This is a genomic window from Mesorhizobium escarrei (assembly GCF_935825525.1).
Classification (GTDB): domain Bacteria; phylum Pseudomonadota; class Alphaproteobacteria; order Rhizobiales; family Rhizobiaceae; genus Mesorhizobium; species Mesorhizobium escarrei.
This window is the reverse complement of the sequence record NZ_CAKXZT010000046.1, coordinates 16051-41211: the sequence shown is the minus strand read 5'-3', so window position 1 is coordinate 41211 and position 25161 is coordinate 16051. Positions and strand designations below refer to the sequence as shown.

At 62.1% G+C, this 25161-nt stretch carries 23 protein-coding genes and 1 pseudogene; 8 read left to right on the top strand and 16 right to left on the bottom strand.

What is annotated here, in order from left to right; translation table 11 throughout:
• From icmH to tssA, 11 genes are read right to left on the bottom strand one after another with little or no spacing between them, the layout of a single operon-like run.
• Positions 1-1323 (bottom strand): type IVB secretion system protein IcmH/DotU, encoded by a 1323-nt coding sequence (gene icmH, locus NMG80_RS03915; RefSeq protein WP_254016943.1) that lies wholly within the window; start codon positions 1321-1323, stop codon positions 1-3.
• 4 nt (positions 1324-1327) lie between these two features.
• Positions 1328-2662, bottom strand: coding sequence for a type VI secretion system baseplate subunit TssK (gene tssK, locus NMG80_RS03910; protein ID WP_023801305.1), 1335 nt, complete (start codon positions 2660-2662; stop codon positions 1328-1330).
• A gap of 39 nt (positions 2663-2701) precedes the next feature.
• Positions 2702-3154: a type VI secretion system lipoprotein TssJ gene (tssJ, locus tag NMG80_RS03905; protein ID WP_023801306.1), complete on the bottom strand. Its 453-nt coding sequence runs from the start codon at positions 3152-3154 to the stop codon at positions 2702-2704.
• 3 nt (positions 3155-3157) lie between these two features.
• Positions 3158-4624, bottom strand: a complete 1467-nt coding sequence (gene tagH, locus NMG80_RS03900) for a type VI secretion system-associated FHA domain protein TagH (protein WP_254016918.1) — start codon at positions 4622-4624, stop codon at positions 3158-3160.
• The gene (gene tssG / locus NMG80_RS03895; RefSeq protein WP_254016917.1) at positions 4621-5724 is read right to left on the bottom strand and encodes a type VI secretion system baseplate subunit TssG; all 1104 of its coding nucleotides are present in this window, start codon (positions 5722-5724) and stop codon (positions 4621-4623) included. Before tssG ends, tagH begins: the two co-directional genes overlap by 4 nt.
• Positions 5688-7562, bottom strand: coding sequence for a type VI secretion system baseplate subunit TssF (gene tssF, locus NMG80_RS03890; protein WP_254016916.1), 1875 nt, complete (start codon positions 7560-7562; stop codon positions 5688-5690). Before tssF ends, tssG begins: the two co-directional genes overlap by 37 nt.
• A gap of 1 nt (position 7563) precedes the next feature.
• The gene (gene tssE, locus NMG80_RS03885) at positions 7564-8319 is read right to left on the bottom strand and encodes a type VI secretion system baseplate subunit TssE (RefSeq protein ID WP_254016942.1); all 756 of its coding nucleotides are present in this window, start codon (positions 8317-8319) and stop codon (positions 7564-7566) included.
• Positions 8306-8761 carry an Hcp family type VI secretion system effector gene (locus tag NMG80_RS03880; RefSeq protein WP_023801311.1) on the bottom strand — a complete coding sequence of 152 codons (456 nt, stop codon included), beginning with the start codon at positions 8759-8761 and terminating at the stop codon, positions 8306-8308. Before NMG80_RS03880 ends, tssE begins: the two co-directional genes overlap by 14 nt.
• A gap of 49 nt (positions 8762-8810) precedes the next feature.
• Entirely contained in the window at positions 8811-10316 is a 1506-nt protein-coding gene (tssC, locus tag NMG80_RS03875; RefSeq protein ID WP_254016915.1) for a type VI secretion system contractile sheath large subunit, read from the bottom strand.
• Positions 10317-10318: 2 nt separating this feature from the next.
• Positions 10319-10858, bottom strand: a complete 540-nt coding sequence (gene tssB / locus NMG80_RS03870; protein WP_029356267.1) for a type VI secretion system contractile sheath small subunit — start codon at positions 10856-10858, stop codon at positions 10319-10321.
• A 6-nt stretch (positions 10859-10864) separates the two neighbouring features.
• A complete protein-coding gene (gene tssA, locus NMG80_RS03865; protein WP_254016914.1) occupies positions 10865-12034 on the bottom strand; it encodes a type VI secretion system protein TssA in 1170 nt (389 codons plus the stop codon).
• Positions 12035-12366: 332 nt separating this feature from the next.
• Between tssA and tssH the strand changes: the two genes are divergently transcribed.
• Positions 12367-15147, top strand: coding sequence for a type VI secretion system ATPase TssH (tssH, locus tag NMG80_RS03860; protein WP_254016913.1), 2781 nt, complete (start codon positions 12367-12369; stop codon positions 15145-15147).
• Positions 15148-15488: 341 nt separating this feature from the next.
• A complete protein-coding gene (locus tag NMG80_RS03855; protein ID WP_254016912.1) occupies positions 15489-15728 on the top strand; it encodes a hypothetical protein in 240 nt (79 codons plus the stop codon).
• A 550-nt stretch (positions 15729-16278) separates the two neighbouring features.
• On the opposite strand, the gene NMG80_RS03850 is transcribed toward NMG80_RS03855, so the two are convergent.
• The 3 genes and pseudogenes from NMG80_RS03850 to NMG80_RS03840 all read right to left on the bottom strand — a co-directional run.
• Positions 16279-16971 (bottom strand): DUF899 domain-containing protein, encoded by a 693-nt coding sequence (locus NMG80_RS03850; protein ID WP_254016911.1) that lies wholly within the window; start codon positions 16969-16971, stop codon positions 16279-16281.
• Between the two features lie 2 nt (positions 16972-16973).
• Positions 16974-17261, bottom strand: coding sequence for a hypothetical protein (locus NMG80_RS03845; RefSeq protein WP_254016910.1), 288 nt, complete (start codon positions 17259-17261; stop codon positions 16974-16976).
• 159 nt (positions 17262-17420) lie between these two features.
• Positions 17421-17634 (bottom strand): annotated as a pseudogene (locus NMG80_RS03840) (transposase); the annotation flags it as partial.
• Between the two features lie 786 nt (positions 17635-18420).
• Here NMG80_RS03840 and NMG80_RS03835 point away from each other — a divergent pair.
• The 4 genes from NMG80_RS03835 to NMG80_RS03820 all read left to right on the top strand — a co-directional run bounded on the left by NMG80_RS03835 (position 18421) and on the right by NMG80_RS03820 (position 21830).
• Positions 18421-18639 (top strand): hypothetical protein, encoded by a 219-nt coding sequence (locus NMG80_RS03835; RefSeq protein WP_254016909.1) that lies wholly within the window; start codon positions 18421-18423, stop codon positions 18637-18639.
• Between the two features lie 422 nt (positions 18640-19061).
• Positions 19062-20348 (top strand): SDR family oxidoreductase, encoded by a 1287-nt coding sequence (locus tag NMG80_RS03830; protein ID WP_254016908.1) that lies wholly within the window; start codon positions 19062-19064, stop codon positions 20346-20348.
• Positions 20348-20821, top strand: coding sequence for a DUF2269 family protein (locus NMG80_RS03825; protein WP_254016907.1), 474 nt, complete (start codon positions 20348-20350; stop codon positions 20819-20821). The genes NMG80_RS03830 and NMG80_RS03825 overlap by 1 nt, the downstream gene beginning before the upstream one ends.
• A gap of 58 nt (positions 20822-20879) precedes the next feature.
• Positions 20880-21830 carry an NAD(P)/FAD-dependent oxidoreductase gene (locus NMG80_RS03820; RefSeq protein WP_254016906.1) on the top strand — a complete coding sequence of 317 codons (951 nt, stop codon included), beginning with the start codon at positions 20880-20882 and terminating at the stop codon, positions 21828-21830.
• Between the two features lie 67 nt (positions 21831-21897).
• On the opposite strand, the gene NMG80_RS03815 is transcribed toward NMG80_RS03820, so the two are convergent.
• Positions 21898-22515, bottom strand: a complete 618-nt coding sequence (locus NMG80_RS03815) for a TetR/AcrR family transcriptional regulator (protein WP_254016905.1) — start codon at positions 22513-22515, stop codon at positions 21898-21900.
• A 97-nt stretch (positions 22516-22612) separates the two neighbouring features.
• On the opposite strand from NMG80_RS03815, the gene NMG80_RS03810 reads away from it, so the two are divergent.
• Entirely contained in the window at positions 22613-24040 is a 1428-nt protein-coding gene (locus NMG80_RS03810; RefSeq protein WP_254016904.1) for a coniferyl aldehyde dehydrogenase, read from the top strand.
• Between the two features lie 5 nt (positions 24041-24045).
• Entirely contained in the window at positions 24046-24543 is a 498-nt protein-coding gene (locus NMG80_RS03805) for a GFA family protein (RefSeq protein ID WP_436798541.1), read from the top strand.
• A gap of 264 nt (positions 24544-24807) precedes the next feature.
• Here NMG80_RS03805 and NMG80_RS03800 read toward each other — a convergent pair whose 3' ends face one another.
• Positions 24808-25131 carry a hypothetical protein gene (locus tag NMG80_RS03800; protein ID WP_436798540.1) on the bottom strand — a complete coding sequence of 108 codons (324 nt, stop codon included), beginning with the start codon at positions 25129-25131 and terminating at the stop codon, positions 24808-24810.
• Positions 25132-25161 lie beyond the last annotated feature (30 nt).

Here is a 25161-nt window from a genome sequence, read left to right as displayed (position 1 = left end):
TCACAGCCTCTTTTCGACCAGCACCTCGACGCGGCGGTTCAAGGCCCGTCCCGCGCGGGTGCTGTCGTCGGCCACTGGATCGGTAGCTGCACGTCCTTCGAAGCGAATGCGGTCCTGCGGCACGCCGTTCTGGACCAGCATCTCGGTAATGGTCGCTGCGCGCGCTTCCGACAGCCGTTGGTTGGTGGAAAGCGGATTGGACCGTTGCAAAGGAATACTGTCGGTATGGCCGACCACGGTGATGTTTCCGATCAGTTCCTGATTGGCGAGGATCACCTTGGCGATCGAACCGATCAGCGGTTCGAAGCCTTCCGTCAGTGTCGGCCGCGACGACTGGAACAGTTCGGGGTTGGAGGCCTGAATGATCAGCCTGGCCAGCGAGACGCTCTCGGTGCCGCTTAGCGCAGCCCTGAGATTTGCCGGCGCTCCGGCCTGAAACTCCGGCACCAGCGCGAAATCCACTGCCTCCGGCGGCGGCGCGTCGACCTGCGGCGATGTCCGGCTGATTTCGCTGCGCGCCGGCGGCGGCAAAGCACGAACCAGCGTCGAAAGCTCGACCGCCTGACTGCTCAGTCCCATCGACAGCCCGAGATAGATTGCCGTGGCGAGAACCGCCGCGCCGAGCCCCATCACCCAGATCGGCACTATGAAGCGCTGCGGCTCGTCGGATGCGATCACGCCTTTCCAGTTCGGCGACAGCGGCGCACCGTCGGCGTCGGCATCGCGCAGAAAGCGCGCCGCAGCAACGCGAACCGCATTGATGGAACGGTCGCCCGACCGGCCTGGAACACGATATTTGCCGCGGAAGCCGAGCGCCAGGCAATGATATTGCAGTTCGAGCAATTCGCGATCCCGGTTCGGATGCCGCTCGAGTTCGTCGAGACGCGTGAAGAACTGCGTGCCGGCATCGACATCGCCTCGCAGCATCACCACAAGCGGCTGGCGCGGCCATGCGCTGGCGCCGCCCCATGGCGTGTTCAGGGCGAGATCGTCGAGCAATGCCGCCACCACCCAGGCTGCCTGGTCGGCGCGCTCCAGAGAGGACCCCGCCGCCATTGCCGCGTCACGTGCCCGAACCAGTTCATCGAGCAGCCGGGTGCGCAACGCTTCCGGGTTTTCCGGCGGCAGCGCGCTTTCAAGCTCGGGCGCGAACTCGAGCAGCGGCGCGAATGCGTTGACCAGCGTGTTCGGATGCGTACGCGACCGTTTGATTGGCACACCCGACAACAGTGGCGTCATCGGTCGCGGCATCGGCGCGCCGGTCAGTCGTATGCGAGTGCGTTCGCGATCCTCCGACAGTCCGAAAGGATCATCCCGGCTCATCATCTCACCTGTTTACCGAATAGCAGTCGACCTGCGGCTCGCTCGGCAGCACACCCGACACGCCGATGACGAAGCCGGGGGCATCGAGCAGCGATGCCCAGTGCTCGCTTTTCTGGTCCAGCTCAAGGCACAGCCGATCGCCATCGTAGGGGATTTCGCGGGGCTGGGAATGAAGTGGCTTCAGTGGAATGCCGGGTAGACGGGACTTCCACAGGCCCTCGAACTGATCGGCCGAACCGACGGTCGCCTGGTTGACGAAAATCTTGCGCAACGCATCTTCCGACAGCTCGGAGCCGACCCGGATGACGATCCGGCTGGCCACCAGCAGCTTCGGGTTGTCGATGCGGATTTTCCAGACATTGGTCGAATGCCGCATGACCGGCAGTGCGCGTGATTTAGGCTCGATGTAGCGCAGGCTCAGGATGAGCGAGCGCAAGGCGTCGGCCAGCGCCGAATAGGCGGGGCCGGGCGCCATGTGATCGTAGGCGGGCAACTCGCTCAGCCGTCGCGCGCTCGAACCATAGGTCGCCATCGAGCCGGCAAGACCGGCAAGCTCCAGGTAAAGCTCGGCCGGATGGAAGACATCCTGAGCCAGCATGTGCGCCAGCCGCGGACGCGCCGCATTGGCGAGATTGAGCATCAGCAGGTCTTCGACGCTGCGCCCTGGCCCGCCCATGACCATTTTTCCATGCGCCTCGGCGATCTGGTCGAGGCCGGTGACAACTTCCAGAAGCAGCTGCCGGTACCAGGCCACCGCCCCGGTGACCAGTGTCGGCGGCAGGAACGTCTCGTCCAGCGAGACGCCGCCATCGGCTCGAACCCCTTTGATGTCGGCTATCGGCAGGGCGGTGTAGCCGCCAACCGATTTTCCCGGTGCAATCAGCAGCGCCTGCGGGCGGGCGATTTCGATTTCTTCAGGATCCGAACCGCCCTGGACGGCGTCGCGCACCGAAACGATGCGCCCATGATAGCGTGCTCCTGTCGATGCGGCGTGCGCCGGATCGAAGCCGACACCGCCGGCAGGCTCAAGCGGCAGGGCGACCAGCACCGGTCCCGCACCCGTATCGGCGGTGACCGGCAGCGGTCGTGGCGCGTCCATCAGGTCCGGGATGGAGAAGGGGGTTCCATCCGGAAAGATGCCCCGTGCCGACAGGATCGAGACCTGGCCGGCATCGAGCATTGCCTGGTCCAGCGTCAGCTGCTGAAAGCCGAACGTATGCAGCTGCCCGGCCTGCAACGCGCCGCGCACGGTCGCCTCGAAAAAGCGATCCTGCTGCTGAAAATGCTGGGTCCGGAGAAACAGGCCTTCGGACCACAGCACCCTGTTTGCATCGCTCATGCCGCTACTTCCTGCATCGAGCACCCCTTGCCCTGGCCGCTAGGCGGAAATGCCGCCGCTGCCAAGCGTGACGTTGACGGTAACTGTTGATCCCGACGACACCGACTTGGTTGTACGCCAGGTCCGGCCGCCGGGCTCGCGAACGAGGGCAACGAAGCCCAGCGCAGCCGCGTCCGGCTCGACCGTGATGGTTTTGGATGCGGTCTTTCCAGGCCCGACGGAGATCTGGTCGGAGCCGATGAGATCGCCTGCGAGTGCGGAGCCGGCATCCCCCTGCAGCGCGAAATAATCGGCCGAATTGAATTTACCGGTGCTGCGCAGCCGCATTACGAGGACCGTCACCGGCCGGTCGCCGCCGCCTGGTCCCGGGTTCATGCCGGCCGCGCCGGTCAGGTTGACGGTCACCGCGGATGGTTTTGGCGGACCGCTCTGGCAAGCAGCAAGCAGCCCGGTTGCGCCCAGGGCAACGATAAATTCGCGGCGATCGATCATGTTTCACTCCTCCTCATAAGCATCCCGAAAATCAGCGCCGATTTCGCCGAGGAAGCTCGATTCCGCACTCTGGGCGATTTCACGATGGCGTTTCTGGTAAAGCTCCCACAGCTTGGCGCGGCGTCCGCCCGAAAGCAGGGTGCCGATCGCGGAACTCGATTTGAGCTCTTTCTCGATCACTGCCGGGTCAAAACGGTCAATCATTCGCCGCAAGGCGGACTGCACGCCTCGCCAGGCGCGCACGTGATGTTGCGCGAGATCGCGGACCGCGTCGGCGATTGCCGCTTCACCGCCCAGAAATCCGGGGCTGCGCTCCGCGATCAGGGTCACGATGGCGTCGTCGACCGTCGGCAGAAACTTGAGCGGATTGACTTCAGAGGCCCCGACCACCGTCTGGGCGACGCGAGCGTTTCCCTTTTCCTCGGCCCGCTTGCGCAGCAACTGCATCAGGCCTTCCATCATCAGCCGATACTCGCGACCGAACTTCTCCATTTCCGCGGCGCTGTCGCGTCCGGGAAAATCGGCCTCCTCGATGCCCATGCCACGCAAGAACGCCGTGCGAAGCGCCGTGTTCGCCGGTTGCGCCGCTGCCAGGGAGGGGGCGGGTCTGGGGGCAGCACGTGGCGGAGAAGGAATATCTGCCGTGTGGCCAGGCAAATCCCAGGGATTGGCCCGCTGCGGCTCTCCGGCGACGTGTTTGCGTTGACCGGCCGAGCCGGCGCCGTTTCTCAAATCGGGCGACGCGGCAGGCCCGAAACCGAAACCGTCATCGAATTCAGATGACTTTCTTGAAACGGGCTGGCCTGGAACGGGCTCGTTTGCACCGGAAGGCGCCGGATCGAAGCTGAATGGGTCTGCGGCGTCCGGCGCACCACGCGGTTCGGAATAGCCAGCGCCATTCGGCGGCGGCGTTGCTACCGGGTCGAGGCTGAACGGGTCGTCGAAGGCAGGCGAACTGCGCTGGTTGGCGCGCTCGAACGCTCCTGGAACGGGTTGCTCGAACGGGTTGGGCAGATCGGCGGGACGCGGTCGGCGCGGCTCTTCTTCGACCGTGGCTGAAAAGAAGTCATCGCGGCCGATGCTTACCGGCGCTCGCGATGCCGGTGGTGACGGTTCGGCGAATGATTGGCTGGCCGCTGGTGCGTGAGCGACCGGCGGCTGCAGATCGACGCACACGATGTAGTCGCCCAGCCTCAGCCGCATGCCGTTCTGAAGGCGGACCGACGTGCCGGTGCCGAGCGGGCTGTCGGAATCGTTTATGAACAAACCGCTGCTTGACGTGTCGGTGACGAAATATCCATCCGGCCCGCCGGTGATCCTGCAATGGGCGCGTGAAACGAACATGTCGGGATCGTCGATCTGCCAGTCCGCGTCCGCGCTACGGCCGATCACCAGTTCACCATCGTCCAGCCGGGTCTGCCGTACCGCCTGGGTGCGTGGCCCGTGCTCCAGCGTCAGCAGCAGACTCATGCCGCAACCTCCGCCATTTCCGGCCGCCATCCGACGATTGTCCGCAGCCGCATATCGTCAGCATCGCCCCTTTCGGCGGGCCGTGCAAGCCAGGTGGTTCGGCCGAGCTGTACCGCTCCGATACGCGGCGGCGGCACAGCTTCGCGCGCGAGCACGATCCGCAGATCGACGTCCAGCGATTCCCCGACCATGTCGCGAACCGCCTGCTTGAACATTTTCAGACGTTGGCCGCCCGGCAGGAACGTCTTGTACTCCTCATAACCGATCGGGCCGACGCGGAGCTCGATCCTGCTTTGGCGGCTGAAAACGCGCGGGCCGATCGTCGCCCCGCGACCCAGCACTGCGTAAGCCTGGGTAAGCCGGGTCTGGAGCGCCGCCGGTATGGTCATCCAGGTGGCGACGAACTCCTTGATCGCGACCGGCACCTTGAATGCTTCCGCCAGGAACAGCGTCAGCCGCTCCGGACCGTCGACCTGGCTGGCGAGCGACGCGGCCTGGCGAAGTTTTACTGCGTCGAGATCGGAATTTTGGGTACCGGGAAGTCCAATTCCCGCCATTGCTTCAAGCATGGCCCTTACCCGGCCGCCGACCGCACGTTCGACCTGTACCGCCGGATGCGCGTCCGCCCAGGCCCGATAGTACAGGGCGATCATCCGGTGTTGGAGAATATTGACGAAATCCACGAATGTCGTGTCGACGGTCTGTCGTGCGTCAGCGCCGGTGAACCAGCGTTGCGACAGACGATCGAGCACCCAGCGTGTCAAATGAAGCGGCATCGGGCCTTCCGGTCCCATCAGCCCGAGATTTGCAACGGTAACCCGGGCCGGCGTCCAGTCCTTGCCCGGCGAGTTGTCCTTCCCCGGCGTCTTGTCCTTCGCTTCGCGGAATTCAACCACGTCCTTGGCGGAAAAGCTAAGACGCACATGCTGCCCGAGCCTTGCCGGCTCGCGATCTGCGCGGCCGGAATAGCCGAACAGCCCGCCCCGTTGTTCGAGCCGGCGCAACAGTTCGAAAAAGTCGAACGTATCATCCAGCGCTTCGGCCCGGCCCGGGTCGAGCTTGCCTAGATCAGGTAGCGATTGCCGGGCGTCATCGGCCATGGCACATCCTCCTGCTTCTGCAGCAGCCGCGTGCGGGTCCGCACAAAGCCGTTTATTCCGGCGTGACGGGCAAACAGCCGGGCAAGCAAGGCCGAAAGCAGCAATGTGCTTTGCCCGGCCAGGACCGATTGGTCCACATGCAATGTCACTTCCGTGCCCCGTCCGAAGCACATCGGCCCATCGATCTGCAGCCGTTCGATGACGGAGCGCGAGTCGATGCGGACGATCGAGTGCACGTTGCGAGCCAGGCTCGGATCTCCCCGGTCGGCATAAAGATCGAGCAGCGCATGCAGCGGATCGACACCGCGGCCTTCCTTGGCGAGGCTGAGAAAGTTGAGGGCCAGCTGCGCCACCAGCCGCCATGCGAGATTATCGGCTCGGGATTCGCCTTCGGCGCCGGCGGGCAGCGCGGCCGGGATCGCCGGCTGGGGCGGGCGCAAAGCGCCGATAAGCCGGACCGTTTCGACCGGATCGCCTGTCTCCAGCGTCAAGGTAGGGTTGTCGTCGAGGATCGGCAGATCGCGGTTGGTGCAAAGCGCCATGATGTCGAGACGCTTCAGCGGCCGGTTCGCCGGGCTTCCGGCCGGGCGTGAAACCGAAAGGAAAACGTCGTCTCCGGTGTAAGAAGTGCGGGTCAGCCCGTCGCGCCGTTCATCTTCGGTGGCCCGGCGAGGGCGCCGTTCGGTGGAATAGACCCAGCCATTGCTGCGGTTTTGCCCCAGGCTGAAGAGTTCTGGAATTTCGGCGTCAGGACCTTCGGCGTCGGCGTCCTCGACGCGGGTCACCCGATAGATTTCGAAGTCGCGCGCCCGCGTGCGGTCGGCATGCAGCACTTGCCGCGTTCTGCGCGGATCAAGCTCGATGACGTTGCAGTCACGCTCGAACAGGTTGATGATCGGCGTCGCGAAAAGTTCGAAATCCGCCGGCGTCACATCGGCAAGCTCGGGTACCGGACGCCGGAACATGAAGATGATCTCGACCCCGGCCTCGCATCGGCGCACGACCGGTTGCAGTCCTGAAACCCGCACGTAGTGAAAGCGCTCGGGCATCATGAAATATTCACGCAGCAGGCGGTAGCCTTCGAATGTCGGACGGGTACGAGGCATCAACGCCTCGTCGTCGCTGATGCCGACCATTTCGGGTTGTGGCAACGGCGATAGCGGACTGGCCTTGCCCTCGGCGCGTGCGCCAACTGCCGAGCAGGCGCCGAAAATCGCGTCGAACAGCAATGGCGCTTTGGTGCGTCCGGCAAAATAGAGATCAAGCTGGTCGAGAGCCAATTCGCCGAGCTTGCCTTTTCCGGCCCGACCCAGCGTGATGCGCAGCGCTGCCTCGCCGCCTACGCCGCCGATCGGTGTTATGCCGGCCGCCGCCAACCCGCTGCGATCCTGGAAATAGCTGACCGACGTGATCGCTAACGGCCACAGCGTGATTTCCTGCGCGGTGGTGAAGGTGCAGCGCGTCGACAGGCCGGGTTGCAGACTGGACACCAGCCGCGTGTTCCGCTTGATGACATGGCCGGCAATCATCGACTGGACCTGCTGGCCGGGTTTCAGCACTGCCATCGCCGTTGCCGGCGCCGGCGTAACCAGATCGGGATAAAGGACATCCAGCACGCTGCGTGAAAACCGCGAACGCTCGGCGTCGACTTTCAACCGGGTGCGTGCAGCGAGGAAAGCGACGCCGTCAAGCAGCCGCTCGACATACGGATCCGGGCAGGGGACGGTATCGAGAGAAAGATTGCGTGCCACCGCCGGATGCATGTCGGCAAATTCCGCCGCGAGTCCGCGGATATGGGTCAGTTCCTCCTCGTAATATTCTACGAAGACCCGATCCATCTCAGCTTTCCCTGAATTCGGTCCGCGCCAAACCGTTATCGAGGTTGACTGTGGTGCGCAGGCGCATGCGTTCCGGCGTCGGCGTCATGATCAGCACAGCGTCTATCTCGATCTTCAGGCCCGCACTTTTGTCACCAAGGGTCACCGCTACCTTGGTTGCGCTTTCCTTGAGACGCGGCTCGAACGTGGCAAGAACCGAGCGGATCTCGCGCGCCAGGGCCTCGCGATCAAAGTCGCGGGAGGAGCGGCCCGAAAACGACGGCACGCCGTAGTTGATCACACTTCGGCGCACCTCAGGAAAATCGGCCAGCGATGGCGGATTGTCTGAAGCCTGTTCGTTTTCGAAATCGGAAAGAAGCGGAACAGCTTCGAAACGCTCGGTGTTGAACAAGGCCTCGATGTCGCGCCGCACGGCCTCCCTGAGGACGCGGGGCGATACGACCACGCCACGGCTTTCGATCTCGGCGCGGTGTTGGGTCTGAAAGCCCAGGCGGTGCAGACGCCGCTTCTGATCGGGCGTCAGCTCCGCGTCGGCATCGATAAGCCGCGCGCTGGTCGCAAGGAGCGTATCCAGCCGGTCCGCGCCAAGCTCGTCCTGCAAGGCCTGGCGCAGCCCGTCTATCTCGGAGGTGACGCCCGGCAGGTCGTTGACGAGGCGGTCCCAAAGAGAGGGCTGGACCGCTTCGCGTTTCGCGCGCGAACTGCCGGTGACCTGTAGCTTGTCCGCGCCGGGCCGCCGCGCCTCACTTGCCGACATAGACATCCATTTCGATTTCGTCATCCTTGTCATAGACGAACTTGATCTTCTTGTAGGCGAAGCTGACCTCCTCCTCGATCAGGTCTTCCTCGTCCTCGGCCTGCGACATGTCGTATTCCATGATCGAGGCGTCGGTCAGGGTGACGACCAGATAGTCGCTGGTCTCGCCATCGATGGTCCGGCGGGCGGAGAACACAACTTCGTCCAGCGCCTTGTTGTCGAACAACGCCTTTTTCAGATAGGGCGAGGACTTGTCATAATGCTTGGTGAACTTGATCATCCCCAGTGACACGCGACCGCGGCGTGAGAGCGAGTTCGGATCGTATGGCGCGATTATCTTGTAATCGACCCCGTGGACTTCGATTTCGTCCTCATGGCCGTCGCGAACGCTTGGCCCTTTGATATCCGGAACTTTTAGAAAACCATCAATTTTCACGGGCATTGTCTTCCTCCAGCGTTTTCAAAACAAAACAGGACTATGTTGCTGTAAATCAAGCCTTTACGGACGGTAGTTCCGACACCAGCCGAAGCGAGGCGTTGATGCCCTCCAACTGGTAATGCGGGCGAAGATAGAAGCGGGCGTTGTAGTAGCCCGGCCGCCCCTCGACGCTGTCCACCTGGACCTCAGCGGCGGCAAGCGGGCGCTTGGCGCGCGCCTTGTCGTCGGCAAAGGCCGGGTTGGCCAGCACGTATCGGTTGATCCACTCGGTCAGCCAGATCTGCATGTCCGACCGCTCCTTGAACGACCCTATCTTGTCGCGCGCGATGGCTTTGAGGTAATGTGCAAACCGCGAGACCGGGAAGAGATAGGGCAGATTGGCGCTCAGCCGCTCGTTCGACTGCGCGTCGGGATCGACTAGCCGGCCGGCGCGGGTTTCGTCGTCCTGCAGCGAATGCGCGCCGATGAAAGCCGCCAGATCCGTGTTCTTCCGGTGCAGGATCGGCATCAGGCCGAGCTTGGCCAGTTCCGCCTCGCGCCGGTCGTCGATGGCGACTTCCGTCGGACATTTCATCGCCACCGATCCGTCGTCGGTGGGAAAGCTGTGCACCGGCAGGTTGATGACTGTGCCGCCATTCTCGACGCCGCGGATCTGCGTGCCCCAGCCATAGAGCTTGTGGCTGCGGTTTATGTTCACGGCCATCGGGAAGGCGGCGTTCATCCAGACATATTTGTTGTGGTCGCCCTGGACCTCTTCCTCGAACGTGAAACCCTTCACCGGAACGGTATCCGTGCCGTAGGGAAGCCGTGCCAGGACGCGCGGCATCGTGAGGCCGATATAGCGCGCATCCTCACTCTCGCGCAGCGATTGCCACGAGGCGTAGGCGGCGTTGGAGACAATCTGCTGCAGGTCCTGCGGGTTCGGCAGTTCCTGCCAGCTGTCCATGCGGAACAGGCGCGGCGAGGCCGCCGCGATGAACGGCGTGTGCGCCGAGGCGCAGATGCCCGAGATGTTGCGCAACAGGCCGACGTCACGCGGATGGTTGGAGAATTCGTAGGCGCCGATCAGGCAGCCGATCGGCTCGCCGCCCAGCATCGAATACTCGTCCGTATAGACCTTCTTGAAGATCGGGCTCTGGTCCCACATCTGGCCTTCATAGTCTTCAAGCGTGTCGGCGAGCTGCTCCTTGGAAATGTTCATCACCCGGATCTTCAACTTCTGATCCGTCTCGGTGTTGTTGATGAGATACCAAAGGCCGCGCCATGTGCCTTCCATTTCGCGCACTTCCGGCGCGTGCAGGATCTCGTTGACCTGCTCCGACAGCATCTTGTCGATGCCCGCGATCAGCGACTTGATCGACTTGATCGCGTTGGACGAGATGGTCGTGGTGTCGGATCGCGACTGTGCCGCCAGCGCGAGATTGCGAACGAGTTGCTGCAGCTTCTCGCTGTCGTCCTTCTTGACCTTGAAATCCTTTTCCAGGAGCCCGCTGAACTCTCCGAGATCGATGGTCTCCGCCTCGGCGGCGACGTCTGCGGTCTTTTGCTGTTCGGCCATGATTACACCTCAACCTTGTCTTCGTCCGACAATGCCTGGCTGGCGATTTTGCCAAGAAGCGGCTCGTTGTTCAGAAGCTGCGCGATGCGCTTTTCGGCATCGACGCGGCCATCCATGAAGCCGAGCAGTTCCTCGAGCTGGCGACGCATCTTGAGGATCTCGGCCAGTTGCGGGACTTGCTCGGCAATCTTGTCCGGGGCGAAGTCGCCCATCTTGGTGAAGGTAAGATCGAGTGCCAGCTCTTCATCCCGCTCGGCGCCCTCAGCCTGAGGCAGCGTATTCTTCACGCGGGCTTTGACGCGCGGTCCAAGCGCCTCCATGAAACGCGGGAAGCGGTTCGCGTCGGTCTCGACAAAGGAGCGGTCCAGCACCGACTTCATCGCTTCCTTGGTCTGTGAAGCGCCGGAAAGGTCGGCCATCACGCCCATGACGAACGGCAATTCGATCGTCGTCGGGCTGCCATAGGTTTCCACGTCATAGGCGATCTGCACGCGCGGAGCGCGGTTCCGTTCAATGACTTTCGCTTTGCTTTCAGCTGGCATGGCTCGTTACCTTTCATCCTTCTGGGCCGTCTTCTTGGCATCGGGAACGCCGGCAAGCAGCCGGAATTCCTTCAGCCCCGACGGGGCGAGATCTTCCATCAGTTCAACGAAGTCCATATGCACCATCCGGCGCACCCGGCGGGCGAGGTGCGGAATCGGGCTCGACGGTTCGGTGCGGTCATAGAAGGCGACGACGAGGTCGAGGCATTTCACGACGTCGTCGCGCGAGGAAATCCGATCAGGGAGCCCCGTGCTCGGTTCCGCGTAACTTGCCATACTTGCCATCGTATCGGCTCCATTACCGTTTCGAACAGGCGTTGGTGGTTCTGCAGGCGCGGAAACAGGCTTTGCGGCGCCATTCGCGGTGGCGCCGGCGGCCGAGTTTCGTTCGAGGGTCGTCAGCAAACGCTGCAGAAACCGCTTTAATTCCGGAACGGTGGCGCCGCTGCCCTCGATACGGGCATTGAGGGCGGTTTCCACCGCCTCGAGGGCCGCGATCGCGGCGCGCGCATTGGCAAAGAGCGACGTCATCTCCGCGCCGGCCTGATCGATCTGTGCGACGCATGCGCTGCGCACCCGGTTCACCAATTGGCTGTGCGCGCTCGCCAGAGCCGCCTTTTCGGTCGCGTTCAGTCCCGAGGCCGCTTCCTGAAGCATGACACGCTCGTCGAGCGCGCCCTTCTCCAGATCCTCGCCGAGGATCGGGCCGATTGCACGCGGCGCGAAAAACGTCATTTTCCGCAAATCCTTGAGCAGGCCATCCTGACTGTTCTGGAGGTCAGTCAGCGCATTGATGCGGCGCAGGGCGGCGTCGCGCGGCGTAGCACCGGACCGCAGGGCCGGGTGCATGGTTGCCCAGTGCTGATCGAAGGTTTGCGCTATGAGGGTCAAGCCCTCAGCCAGCCCGGCCAGCCGATACTCGTTGGCCAGAGCACGCGTAACGATGACGAGGAGGCGCAGGTCCCGGCCGTGTGGACGCAGCTCTTCGGCCTTGGTGAGCACGGTGGACCAGTCGATCGGAACGGCAACTTCTAACTTGGCGTTCCCTTGATACTCGACCTTTTTCTGCTGTTCCGTCAGGCGCTCCAGCTCATGAAAGGCTGGATCGTTGCGCAAATCCTCCCCTGACGGATTTTCACCGTCCAGCGGATTCAGCCAGAGTGCGAGATCAAGCACACCATCCCCCAGCGCGCGGCTCTGCGCCGTGCGTAACCCAACGTTACCACACTGCGACACTTTACCACAATTTAGTTGATGCTCAATCTTAATACGAGCCTGCAACCGGCCAGCTGGGCTCGAAAGCGCTGGCGCATTTGTCGAACCCTGTCGGTGAATGCATCGCCAGCAGGCGGGGCGTTCGATGGCGTTGTAGCCAATGGCGCCGGCGCCTACCGGAACCGAAGAAATCGACTGAATCGAACACCCGGACGCCCCGCTCATAAACGCTCTTTGTCAAGTGGCTGCTTATGTGGCAGTTTATTGGCTGGCAGATTGGAGGGGCAAGTTCGATGGAACAGCGCCGGTCGTCGCAGAGCTTCAAACGCAAGGAACTGGTCGGCAAGCTCAATCCTGTCTGTTTGCGCGCCTTCAAGGCTGCGGCCGACACAGCCAAGCTGCGCGGCAACCCTTATGTCGAGCTCGTTCACTTCATCGAACAACTGGTGCTCTCAGAGCGCTCGGATGTGCAACTAGTACTGGCAGACGCCGGGGTGGATGCGAGCCGGCTCACGGCCGATATGACCCGCGCCGTCGACAAGCTGCCCTACGGCGCCACTTCGATCGAGGAATTTTCCGATCATATCTTTCACGCCATCCAGGAGGCCTGGGGCCTGGCGGGGCTGGAATTCAGCGTCGACGAAGTGCGCAGTGCGCATATTCTGCTCGCCTGCCTGAAGACCCCCGTGCTGGAAGGCTTGCTGTCAAAGATCAGCGGCGAATTCGACAAGATCGATGCGCAGGCCGTCATTACGCGGTTCGCAGACGTCATGGAGGGTTCGCTCGAAGCCGGCGCCTCGACTGCGGTTCCAGCCGCCGAAACACCGCGGCGGGCTGCGGGCGGGGATTCGGCGCTGGCGAAATATGCCACCGACCTGACCCAGCGCGCCCGCGACGGCAAGATCGATCCGGTCGTCGGCCGCGATCCCGAGATCAGGCAGATTGTCGATATCCTGATGCGGCGCCGGCAAAACAACCCGATCCTGACCGGCGAGGCCGGGGTTGGCAAAACCGCGGTCGTCGAGGGCTTTGCCTTGCGCATTGCCGAAGGCGACGTGCCGCCGACGCTGCAGGGCGTCAGCGTGCGCATGCTCGATGTCGGCCTGATGCAAGCGGGCGCCAGCGTAAAGGGCGAATTCGAAAAACGGCTGAAGGCGGTCATTGACGAGGTGCAATCCTCGGAAACGCCGGTCATCCTCTTCATCGACGAAGCGCACACCTTGATTGGCGCTGGCGGCGCGGCAGGAACCGGTGATGCGGCCAATCTGCTGAAGCCGGCGCTGGCGCGCGGCGAGCTTCGCACCATCGCGGCAACGACCTGGGCCGAGTACAAGCAGCACATCGAGAAGGACCCGGCGCTCACCCGTCGCTTCCAGGTCGTCAAGATAGATGAGCCGTCGGAAGTGGTGGCCGTTCTCATGCTGCGTGGTGTCGCCGGTGTTCTTGAGCAGCATCACAAGGTGCAGATCCTCGATGAGGCGATCGAGGCGGCGGTCAGCCTCTCCCACCGCTACATCCCGGCGCGGCAACTGCCCGACAAGGCCGTGAGCCTTCTCGACACCGCCTGCGCCCGTGTCGCCATTTCGCAGCATGCCACCCCTGCCGAGGTCGAGGACATCATGCGCCGCCGCCAGGCACTGGAGGTCGAGCGCGCCATCATCGGCCGCGAGGCAGCGATCGGCATCGAAGTGGCCGACCGGCAGGCTCGTGTCGAAACCGGACTGGCAGAGACCGAACTCACGCTTGCGGCCGCGCAGCAACGTTGGGATCGGGAAAAGGCGCTGGTTGGCGAGATACTCGAATTGCGCGCCAGGCTGCGCGGCGAGGGTGTGCCGCTCGACGCCGTGGAGCCTACGGGGGCGGTCGCCGAAACCGCAGGCGCCGATGCCCCCGAGGTCAAAGCGCCTGAAACCGATGCGCCTGAAACCGATGCGCCTGAACCCGATGCGGAAACAACGGCCACTGCCGATCCTTCTGCACCCGATCCGGCTGCCGATCTCGCGCGGCTGCGCGAGCTGATGGCCGACCTCGCAGAGGCGCAGGGCGAGACGCCGCTGATCCTGCCGTCGGTCGACCGCAATGCCGTGGCTGCCGTGGTGCAGGACTGGACCGGCATCCCGACCGGCCGGATGCTGTCGAGCCAGACCGAAAAGGCGCTGCGGCTCGCCGTCACACTGTCCGAGCGCGTGGTCGGTCAGGATCACGCCATGGAAATGATTGCCAAGCGCGTGCAGACCAGCCGCGCCGGGCTCGGCGCGCCCGAAAAGCCAGTGGGGGTTTTTCTGCTCTGCGGTCCCTCGGGTGTCGGCAAGACCGAAACCGCGCTGGCCCTGGCCGAGACGCTCTATGGCGGCGAGCAGAACCTCATTTCGATCAATATGTCCGAGTTCCAGGAGGCGCACACGGTCTCCACCTTGAAGGGCGCGCCGCCCGGATATGTCGGCTACGGCAAGGGCGGCATCCTCACCGAGGCGGTCCGGCGCAAGCCCTATTCGGTGATCTTGCTTGACGAGGTCGAGAAGGCGCATCCGGATGTGCATGAAATCTTCTTCCAGGTCTTCGACAAGGGAATGATGGACGACAGTGAAGGCCGGCGGATCGATTTCAAAAACACGCTGATCCTGCTCACCTCGAATGTTGGCTCCGAAGTCATTATGGACCGGACCAGAAGCGGCACGGTGCGGGCGGGGCTCGATGATCTCGACACAGCATTGCGCGCCCCGCTGCTGAAGGTTTTCCCAGCGGCCTTCCTCGGCCGGGTGGTGACCATCCCTTACTACCCGCTCTCGGACATGATGATCGAAGCGATCACCCGCCATCAGTTCGCCAAGATCGCCCGCCGGCTGCGCTCGAGCAACGATGCCGAGTTGGTGATCGGTGACGGCGTCATGGATCTGGTCAAAGCCCGCTGCACCGAGATCGAATCCGGCGGGCGAATGATCGACGCCATTTTGACAAACACGCTTCTGCCGGAACTGAGCCGTGGCGTGCTGAACCGGTCGCTGGAGGGCGAAAAGATGACGAAGGTGACGGTCGGAGCCTCCGAAGGAGGTTTCACCTATTCCTTCGAATAGCTGAGCAGGAATCTGTAGTTAGCCGGAGCCGTAGGACCGCTTAGGGTTGATCCCGCCGCATTTTACGATCAGCGTCGAGAAGATTCGCGCGCGGCCACGGAGCACTCGGCGGGCGCGGGTGCGCGAGGCGCGATGCTAGTTCCAGCTTTGGTGATGGCGGGCGCACTGCATTCAAACGATTTGCGGCAGCAAGCTGAAAAACTGGCCGCCCCACACCTCAGAGCAAGGGCTGTTCTCTCCAAGACTTTCCGCAGACCAATTTGATGCGATTCGCGCGTCGGTTGCATCGCAGCCCCAGACGCGCTACTATCACCTTCTCGCATTCCCGGGGGGGAAGGTGGATGAGCATCGTCGGTAGGGTCGGTCCAGTTCTAGATCAGGCGATTGCCGCAGTCCTCAACAGGGCCGGCTATGGCGACACCGTCTCGGTCAAAGCGGCATTAAACCAGGTTCGGCAGGCTGCACCTGGATTGGTCGCATCCAATGACGATCTGACCGAAGCTATCCTCGAAGTCGCTGCTGCCCTGGGCCTGTTCGTGGCTTTCGATGATCACGAGCAGTATCCGCTCAATCCCGCTTAGTTATTCGATCACCGCTCGGAACGTTCTAGCGAAATAATCCGGCCCCTCATGGAACCCTTTAGTAATCGGCGAGTTGCGTTCAGAGCTAAAGGTGACGTCATGGCAACCCGAGAGAGCGATCGTGGCTTCCGAGAGTTGGTCCGTTCGGAAGACAATCGTCGGAGCCTACGTAAGCGGTTAGGACTGGAGGGGGATCAAGCCCTGTCACCGAGGCTCGTCGCATTAGCGTTGAAGCTTCAGAAGGAGCTTGAGCGGCGAGAGCAACAGGTGGCCGACGAGAACCTCCCATCGCCCTGAAGTTCGTCATGGCATCTCATCCTCTGGACCATAGATGGCAAAGCGTGACAGAGCGGAGACCCTGTCGACGCTGTTCGCGATTGATCGGCACCGAAGCAATCGTCGTCACGTACTGAAAGTGTCGCTCAAAACTGATGCCTGACCGAGGCTGCGGACCAGCCGGCAGCTTTATGAGTATTTCGAAGGCGTGGCTTGTAGGTGCGACGGATATTTCTCGTTTTCCATCCGGCATCATTCCACCGTCCCCGCGGGTCTACGCGTAACGGTCGTGGCGGCGCACCCAGTCCATTCCCTCAGCTTCGTTGCGCCCCTTTGGCATGAGGTCGAGCATGGCGTAGGTGCCCATCATCACCTCTACACCGCGGCCGAAGGTGGAGTAGGTGTGAAAGACGTCGCCAGCATCATCTTTGTAGAAGGCGCTCAGACCAGGCCATTCCTCGCCGGTTTCCCGCCATTCGCCGAAGTTGTAGTCGATGTGCCCGGTGGCGACCTCTTCGGGCGTGAAACTGACCCGGAAATCGTAGTTGAACGGACTGCCGTTCGAGGACACCCATCGGAACTGCCAGCCCATGCGTCTGCGATAGCGCTCGATCTCGGCAAGCGGCGCGCGCGAGACGGCGATCATGGTTACATCGTGATGCGCCAGATGCTTGTTCATGCCGTCGGTGTGATCGGCCATGAACGAGCAACTCGGGCAGCCTTCCTTCCATCCCGGCGCGAACATGAAATGTTGTACGAGAAGTTGCGAACGGCCGTCGAAGAGATCGGCGAGTTCACGCTGACCATCCGGCGTTTCAAACAAATATTCCTTCTCGATACGCACCCATGGCAGGGCGAGCCGCTCGCGTGCGACCTTGTCGCGAAGATGCGTGAGTTCCTTCTCCGCTCGCAGGAGGTCCCGGCGGGCGGTCAGCCAGTCATCGCGTGAAACGACAGCGTGTTGCATTGTCAGTCTCCTTGGGTTTGGGCGACGGAAGTGTTGCAGTGCTGCGAACGGGCGGAAAAGAGCTTCAGCCACGGCGCTACGTGAAAGAGGCTCATCAGCAGATACATCAGGGCCATGTCGTTGATCGGCATGAAACGCGAGCCGGCAGAGCACATGGTCATACCCGCCGAGCCGACAGCAGAAATCCAGGCTATGAGTGCAAAGGTCGGTGCGGCGGCGAGCCCGAGCCAGCGGCCAACATCGACCGCTTGCCCGAGCAACGAAGTGGCTGTCTCTTTTGCTGCAAACATCGTCATTTCCGGTCCTGCGGTCGAATTCGCCGTTCCACGGTCTCGATACGAAGACGCTATCTCGGGCAGACGGGGAACTGAGAGTTACAAGTGTGACGGGATTTCAATGTGGGCTGCAAACGGACCTGCAGAAATCGCATCAGGTCTCAGGCCCTTTGCATCGCCTACCGAGCGGGTCGAGATACCCTGGACGTGAGGCCCCGGACGACGGCGGTCACCTTCTCGGCCATGCCGCGCGGTTCAAGGGAACCGGAGAAATAGGAGTCCTTCCTGAGCTTTGGGATGCGCAGTTCGACGGTGCGGCGCGCGTCTGCCAGTCGCGCTCGCGATTGCCGTTGCGCTGGGCCGTGCGCAACAGGTTCTTCTCGCCATAGGGGGTCTTTCAGTTGCGAGCGTCGCTTGCTGGAACTGCGTTGGTCAGTCGGAGGCCAATGGCATTTTTAATGGGACGCTAATATACCTAGACGCTCGAACGAGCAGCGCTGCCAAATACTTGAGGAACGCCAATGCGAAGACTCGTCTTGACCGCAATGTGTATCGCCATCGCCGCAACTGCCGCTAGCGCCCATGATTGGTACGAGGACAAGATTGACCCACTGACGAAATTCAAGTGTTGCGGTGGCTCTGACTGCCGCGCCATACCTCGGTCTTCGGTACGGTCCAGGATAGACGGTGGTTACACTTACTTGCCGCATAATTTCACCATCCCACGCGACCGTGTGCAGGAATCCCCGGACGAACAATACCACATCTGCGAGAGTACCTACGTCGTAACTAATCAGCTGTATTGGCGTTGCTTTTTCGCACCTCGCGCAAATGTCTCTCTAATTCTTCCACATTAAGGTAACTACTGCGCGTCGCTGCCGGGAGCGACATCGGCAAGTTGCGCAGCCGTCGCAAAATTCGGTCGCGCCGCCCGCTGCCTGAAACTGACGTTCGGGTTCGGTACACGGGAAAGATGTCCGCTTCTCGCGGATATCGTCGAAAAAGTCGGCGAAATCTCGGCCGGGACGTTAGGTCCTTCGCCTTGCTGCCCGGACAAGTGTAGCTGGACCAGCCCCAGCGCTTCGGCCGGAGAAGCGGCCGTTGTGATCGATCATCCGGGGAACATTTTCGTCGGCCTTCAATTTAAGCAGAGAAGCTGGTTTGGAGCAGATCAATGGGCATTTTTTCCGAACTCAACAAGAAGCTGACGGAAAATCTCTACGCGCACGGTAGCGACCTCATCGATCCTGCTGCGGATCTTCCCGAGAGCGTCGAGGAACGGGTCGAACTGTTGATGCCGTTCGTTCAGCCGGAGGCTCGCGAGTTGGTCCGCTCGCAAATCCTTGGTCTCATTCATGAGTACAGGAATGAGGATTCCGCTCCATCGAGTTAGAGACCGTTGGAAACTCTACTCTGGCGGCCAACTGATGGCGTTTTCTGCGCTTCCGGCACCCAAATGTCCGCTGCGCGCCGGTTCTCGAAACGCCGGTCAGGACGTCGGCTGGCCGTCATGTCGGGTACCGCCCGTATCGGGTTCGGAGCCGGATCCAACGCTCGGGTCAGGTACGACCGGGCAATGTTCTGCTTCGGAGCCCGTCGGGAGGACAATTGTGTGGGAGCAACGCTGCAAGCGCGCACCATAAGCACCAGTAAACGTCGCCGCCTTCGACTTGAATGCCTATCATCAACCCTGAGCAGCTGGCCGAAAGACGTGTGCTTTTGCAGCGCCGGAAAAATATCGACGATATGGTGGAGATACGCGCCGAATAGAACGGCGACGATCTCGTGGTTACCGCTACCGAAGATCGGGGTCCGATGAGAATTCTCGTTGTAGGAGCCACCGGCTTGATCGGCGCTTCGGTCTGCGCCCGCCTCGTTTCCGAAGGACATGAGGTGGTCGGCATCGTTCGTCGCCCTCGGGCAAACGCAGCCCCCATTTACCAGACATTGGTGCTGGATATGGCGGCCGCGCTACGCCCTGAAGGTTGGCTGCCGCATCTGACTGGCGTAGATGCCGTCGTGAACTGTGCCGGCGTTCTGCAGGACAGCCCTCGCGAAAAGACCGGGCAAGTCCATCGCGATGCGGCGGCGGCTCTTTTTCTCGCCTGCGCGCGGGCCGGCGTTGCCAAGGTGATCCACTTCTCGGCAATGGGTGTGGATAGGGCACAGCCTTCGTCGTTCTCGGCGACGAAATATGCCGGCGATCAGGCGCTCGTGGCGCTTGACCTGGACTGGATAATCCTTCGCCCTTCCGTGGTGCTCGGCCGGCCTGTGTTTGGGGCCAGTGCATTGTTTCGCGGGCTGGCCTCTCTGCCGATCCTGCCGTCAATGCCAGATACCGGCCGGCTGCAGGTCGTGCAGCTCGAGGATGTGGTCTCGACGGTCCTCTTCTTTCTCGATCCCGGCAGTCCGTCTCGTATGGCGCTGGAACTTGCCGGTCCCGAACAGCTGACCATGGATGAGATCGTCGGTACATTCCGCCGCTGGCTCGGCTGGGCTCCCGCAGCCAGGCTGGTCTTGCCGGGATGGCTTGCGCGGCTTCTCTACCGCCTCGGCGATCTTGCCGCGATGCTCGGCTGGCGGCCTCCGATGCGCACCAACGCCGCCAGGGAGATCACGCGAGGTGCGCTCGGAGATCCCTCGGACTGGATTTCCCTGACCGGCATGCGGCCACAAAGCCTGGCGCAGTTCCTCGCGCTCAATCCGGCGACGGTGCAGGAAAAATGGTTTGCCGGGCTTTATGTCACCAAGCCTGCAATCTTCGTCGTCCTGCCGTTGTTCTGGATCATGACAGGAGTTGTGTCGCTGACCACTGGCTACGGCAAAGGGATCGACCTCATGCAAAGCACGGGGGCTGGCATGTTATCGGTGCCTACCGTGATCGCCGGCGCTCTTGCCGACATCGTCGTCGGCGCACTCATGGCCTGGCGGCCAACGGCGCGAAAAGGTCTCTACTCAGGGATCGCGCTCTCGCTGTTCTATCTGATCGTGGGCACTTTCCTGCGCCCGGACCTGTGGAACGAACCACTTGGGCCATTCCTGAAGGTCCTGCCGATCATCGTCCTTCACTTCGTTGCCTTGGCGATCCTGGAGGAGCGCTGATGCTCTATTTCGTGCTGAAGTTCCTGCATGTCATCGGTGCCAGTGTGCTGCTTGGCACCGGCGCCGGCATCGCGTTCTTCATGCTTCTCGCCCACAGGACCGGCAATGCGGCAACAATTGCGGCAGTGGCGCGCATCGTAGTGGTCGCCGACTTTCTCTTCACGGCAACTGCCGTCGTGGCGCAGCCGATAACCGGCGTCGCGCTCGCCTGGCTGGCGGGTTACTCGCTCTCCGAAGGCTGGATCGTGCTGTCCATCGCGCTCTATATCGTTACCGGTGTGTTCTGGCTGCCGGTGGTATGGATGCAGATGGAGATGCGCAATCTGGCGTCCGAAGCCGCCAAAGCGGGGGCCCCGCTGCCGGCCCGGTATAGCAGGCTTTTCTGGCTGTGGTTCGCCTTTGGCTTTCCCGCCTTTGCTGCCGTGCTCGGGATTTTCTGGCTGATGATCGCGCGGCCGGCGATCGAGTGGTAAGGCTTGCTGCGACAGATGTCATGGCTTCGATTTCGGCGCTGGAACATCTTTCCCATGAATGCGTTCGGCGCGGATGGGTCAACCCGCGCGCAAACGCCGACATTCAGCCTCATCCGCGACTGAAGCGGATGTTCTCATTGTTGGCGGTGGACCCCCGGGGCTGGCGGCGGCTATCTATCTCGGCAGGTTCCGTCATCGGGTCGTGGTGGTCGACGCGGGTGAATCGCGCGCGATGCTGATTGCACAAAGCCGTAACTGTCCGGGATTTCCAGAAGGAATCAGCGGCCCCGATCTTTTGCAGCGGCTTAGTTCCCAGGCCGCCAAGTTCGGAGCGACACTGGTCCACGATCAGGCGTCATCGGTCGAGCCCACCGTAGGCGGGTTTGGCGCCGAGACCAACGGCGGGCGGATCGTCGCCCGCAAGGTATTCCTGGCGACAGGCATCGTCGACGTCGTGCCGGCAATTCCGAGTCTGCGCGAGGCCATCGCCAGAGGCAGCGTACGCCTTTGCCCGGTTTGTGACGGCTACGAAGTCATAGATCGTAAGGTCGCGGTCATCGGTCACGAGGCGAGGGTGCTGCGCGAGGCCTTGTTCCTCAAGCAGTATACGCAGCACGTCACAATGCTCGCACGCTATCTTCCAGATTTTTCCGCCAGCACACGGCGCGTGGCCATGGAAGAGAACATTGCTGTTTGCGACGCATTCAAAAAGTTTGTTCCCACCGACAGCGGCTACCAGGCCATCCTCAAGGACGGCGAGGTGCGCCATTTCGACGTCATCTATCCGGCGATGGGATGCCAGGTGCGTTCCGAACTCGCGCTGGCAATGGGCATCAAATGCTGCGACGAGGGCTATGTCGTCGTCGATAAGCATCAGCGGACCTCGGTCGAGGGGGTGTATGCCATCGGCGACCTGGTCAAGGCCCTGAACCAGATCGCGGTCGCTTTCGGCCAGGCTGCGATCGCCGCGACAGATGTTCACAATGACTTGGCCCTCGGCTACGAATAAGGCCCCTGAACATTAAAGGGGCACAGATATACGGCAGGCGGATATAGGGCGGACGAGATGGGACCAGCTAGTGTTGTGTTGCTGGGTTCCCCAGCCCTTCCACCAACGTGCTCAAGGCTGCATCCAAGGGGGCCGATCCCACCTTCTCGGGCACCAGGAGCCCATCGATCGCAAGCATGGTCATGCCGTGGACGAGTCCCCAGGCGGCTGCCGCCTGACCTTCTATCGGCCGCTTGCGAATGCTCCCCGCGGCCTGGCCGCGCCGGAGGATTTCGAGGAGAACATCGAATACCGCCAGCGCCCGCTCATTGAGATGCATTCCCACCGCTTTTCCCTCCTCCGCGCTAAACATCAGGCGGTAGAGAGCCGGGTTGTTCGTTCCGAACGCGACGTAGGCACGAGCTAGCGGAGTAATTTCGTTGCGCAGAGTTTTCGGCGCTTCAGACTTCGCTGCCGATAGGGACTCGCGCAGCCGGTCGAACCCAATCATGGCGATCTCCGCAAGCAGCGCGGCCTTATCGGGGAAGTGCTTGTAGGGTGCCGCGTGGCTTACGCCAGCCCGGCGGGCGACTTCCCGCAGCGTGAACTGCCAGCCCTTCTCCTCCCGAAGCATATCCAACGCCGTCTCGATAACCGCACGGCGGAGATCCCCGTGGTGATAGGGGCGGTTGGGTGCGTCCTGCATGGTACCTCAAAGTTTCTTGTGAATACATTGTTGACACTGGCTACTTAAGGGGCTACATCAAGGGAGTAAGTTTCTCCTGTCTACATCGGAGTGGGCCATGAACGCAATCGCAAAAATCACCGACGCAGATCGGCTAGGCAGTCTCCTCGCCGGTCAGCGTGCTGCCTTCCTGCGTGACGGAGCGCCTTCGCTGGCGCAGCGACGCGCTGATCTGGCCAGGTTCAGGGCTACGATCATCGGGCACCGCAAAGCGATCGAAGATGCCATCAATGCCGATTTCGGACATCGCTCGAGGCACGAAACGGCGATCATGGAAGTTGCAGCGGTCGCCGAGGGGACGAAGTATCTGATCCGCAACCTTCGCAAATTCATGGCGCCGACCCGCCGCCACGTTGCTCTGCACATGCGGATCGGCAGCGCCCGCATCGAATATCAGCCGCTTGGCGTCGTCGGCGTGATGTCGCCGTGGAACTATCCGGTGAACCTCGCGCTGATGCCGGTCGTAACGGCCATCGCGGCCGGAAACCGGGTGATGCTGAAACCTTCGGAGTTTACACCCGTCACCAATTCGCTGCTCGCGAAGATACTGGGCGAGGTCTTCCCCGAGGACCAGTTCGCGATGGTGACCGGCGATGCGGCCGCAGGGGCGGCATTCTCTGCCTTGCCGTTCGACCATCTCGTCTTCACCGGCAGCACCGCGGTGGGACGGTCGGTGATGAAGGCCGCTAGCGACAACCTTGTCCCGGTCACCCTTGAACTGGGGGGCAAATCGCCTAGCATCGTCGCCAAGGGCGACTCCCTCGACCGGGCGGCGGCGTCCATTGCTTTCGGTAAGCTACTCAACGCCGGCCAGACGTGCATCGCCCCCGATTACGCACTCGTCCACGAAAACGATGTCGGCTCGTTTGTCGGGACGTATGATCGGAAAGTGGCGTCCTTCTATGCGGACGGGCCGAGGAGCGAACACTATACTTCCATCATCAACGAGCGGCATTATGCCCGGCTTCAGAGCCTGATCGACGACGCCCGTTCCAAAGGAGCGCGGATCATCGAGGTCGGCAATCGGCCCGGTGAGGCGTCTATGCGCGCCAACACGCTGGCGCCAGCCGTCGTCCTCGGTGTCAAAGACGACATGCGCATCGCTCATGAGGAGATCTTCGGCCCGATCCTGCCGATTTTTCCCTACCGCGACATCGAAGAAGCGATCGCCTATGTGAACGCCCGGCCCCGGCCTCTCGCGCTCTACTACTTCGGCGCCGATGACGAGGACCGACGCATGGTGCTGAGCCGAACAACCTCAGGCAACGTCACTATCAACGGGACGATCATGCACATCGCCCAGGATGACTTGCCTTTCGGCGGTGTCGGTCCCAGCGGCATGGGCGCATACCATGGCATCGAAGGCTTCCGCACCCTCAGCCATGCCAAGGGGATCTATGAGCAGGGCCGTTGGAACCTCTCCGACCTTCTGCGCGCGCCCTTCAAACAGCCGATCGATACCATCCTCAACATGATGCTCCGGTGATCAGCATGCCGTCATCAAATCCAGCTCAGGAGCATCAGCACATGACCACTGACACGTCGTTGCCGCTACGCGGCTCCTGCGAATGCGGCGCTTGCCCGTTCGAGGTGCACACTGCGCCAAAGGGTAGATTCCGGTGCCACTGCATGATCTGCCAGGCGTTCAACGGCAAACCGTTCGCGGACGTGGTCGCCGTTCGCGCCAAGGATGTCGTGCTGAAAAACGCCGGCAACATCTCATTCAAGAAATACCGTCCGCCGCCGAACTTCAACCGCGGGGTCTGCCGGACCTGTGGCAAGCCCGTTGTGGAGGTTGCCGGCTTTGGGCCGGTCAAAGTGATGTTCATCCCGGCCAGCACTTTCGAGCCCGAGGCCCGGCTACCGCCGGTTCGGTTCGACATGTTCTATCACCGTCGAGTGCTGGACATGCCCGATAGCGTGCCCAGATACAGCGGCTATTTCGCGAGCGAGTTGGCGGTCGGGAAACTTATCATGAGTGGTTTGTGAAATGGCGAGTTGATTTATTTGCGTGCAATCGACGTGATGGTCTCGGCGCTGTTCGGCATCTACCTGCCGTCATGCGGCATCATCGGCTCGATCTTCGGCAAGATCGGCTAGGTTTATCACGGCGCTCACCGAACTGAACTATGCTCTTGGGCGTGAAATGGCGGCGCGGGATCCGGCCAGATCCTTACGGAAATTCACGGGATGGCTCACGTATCTGTGCCCGTTTCATGTTCGGGCGCCGATAAGCTCTCGAAACCTACCTCGCTAGCGCAGCATGGCTGCTAGCACGAAGGCGGCGGCCGCTACGAGAACGACTGCGGCAATCACCAGCACCGGCCAGTTGCTGCGAGGCTGAAGATCAGGCTCGCTTCCTACCGGCCGCATCGCATCGCCGAAGCTTGCTTCATTCGTGAACTCGGGCTTTCGCCGTGGACGAGCCTCGGCGACAGGATTCGGCACATCTGCCGCTTCGGCGTCGGTCTCTTCAGGTGCGGCGGCAGGATCGAACCCGGGGGTCTTATCCTGTGTCGCCCCGGCCTGAATATCGCCTGTCGCTTTGGCGGGCGTCTGATCTCGTCGTGCGGCCATCATGGTGTCTCCCTGGCAACCAAACTTCGA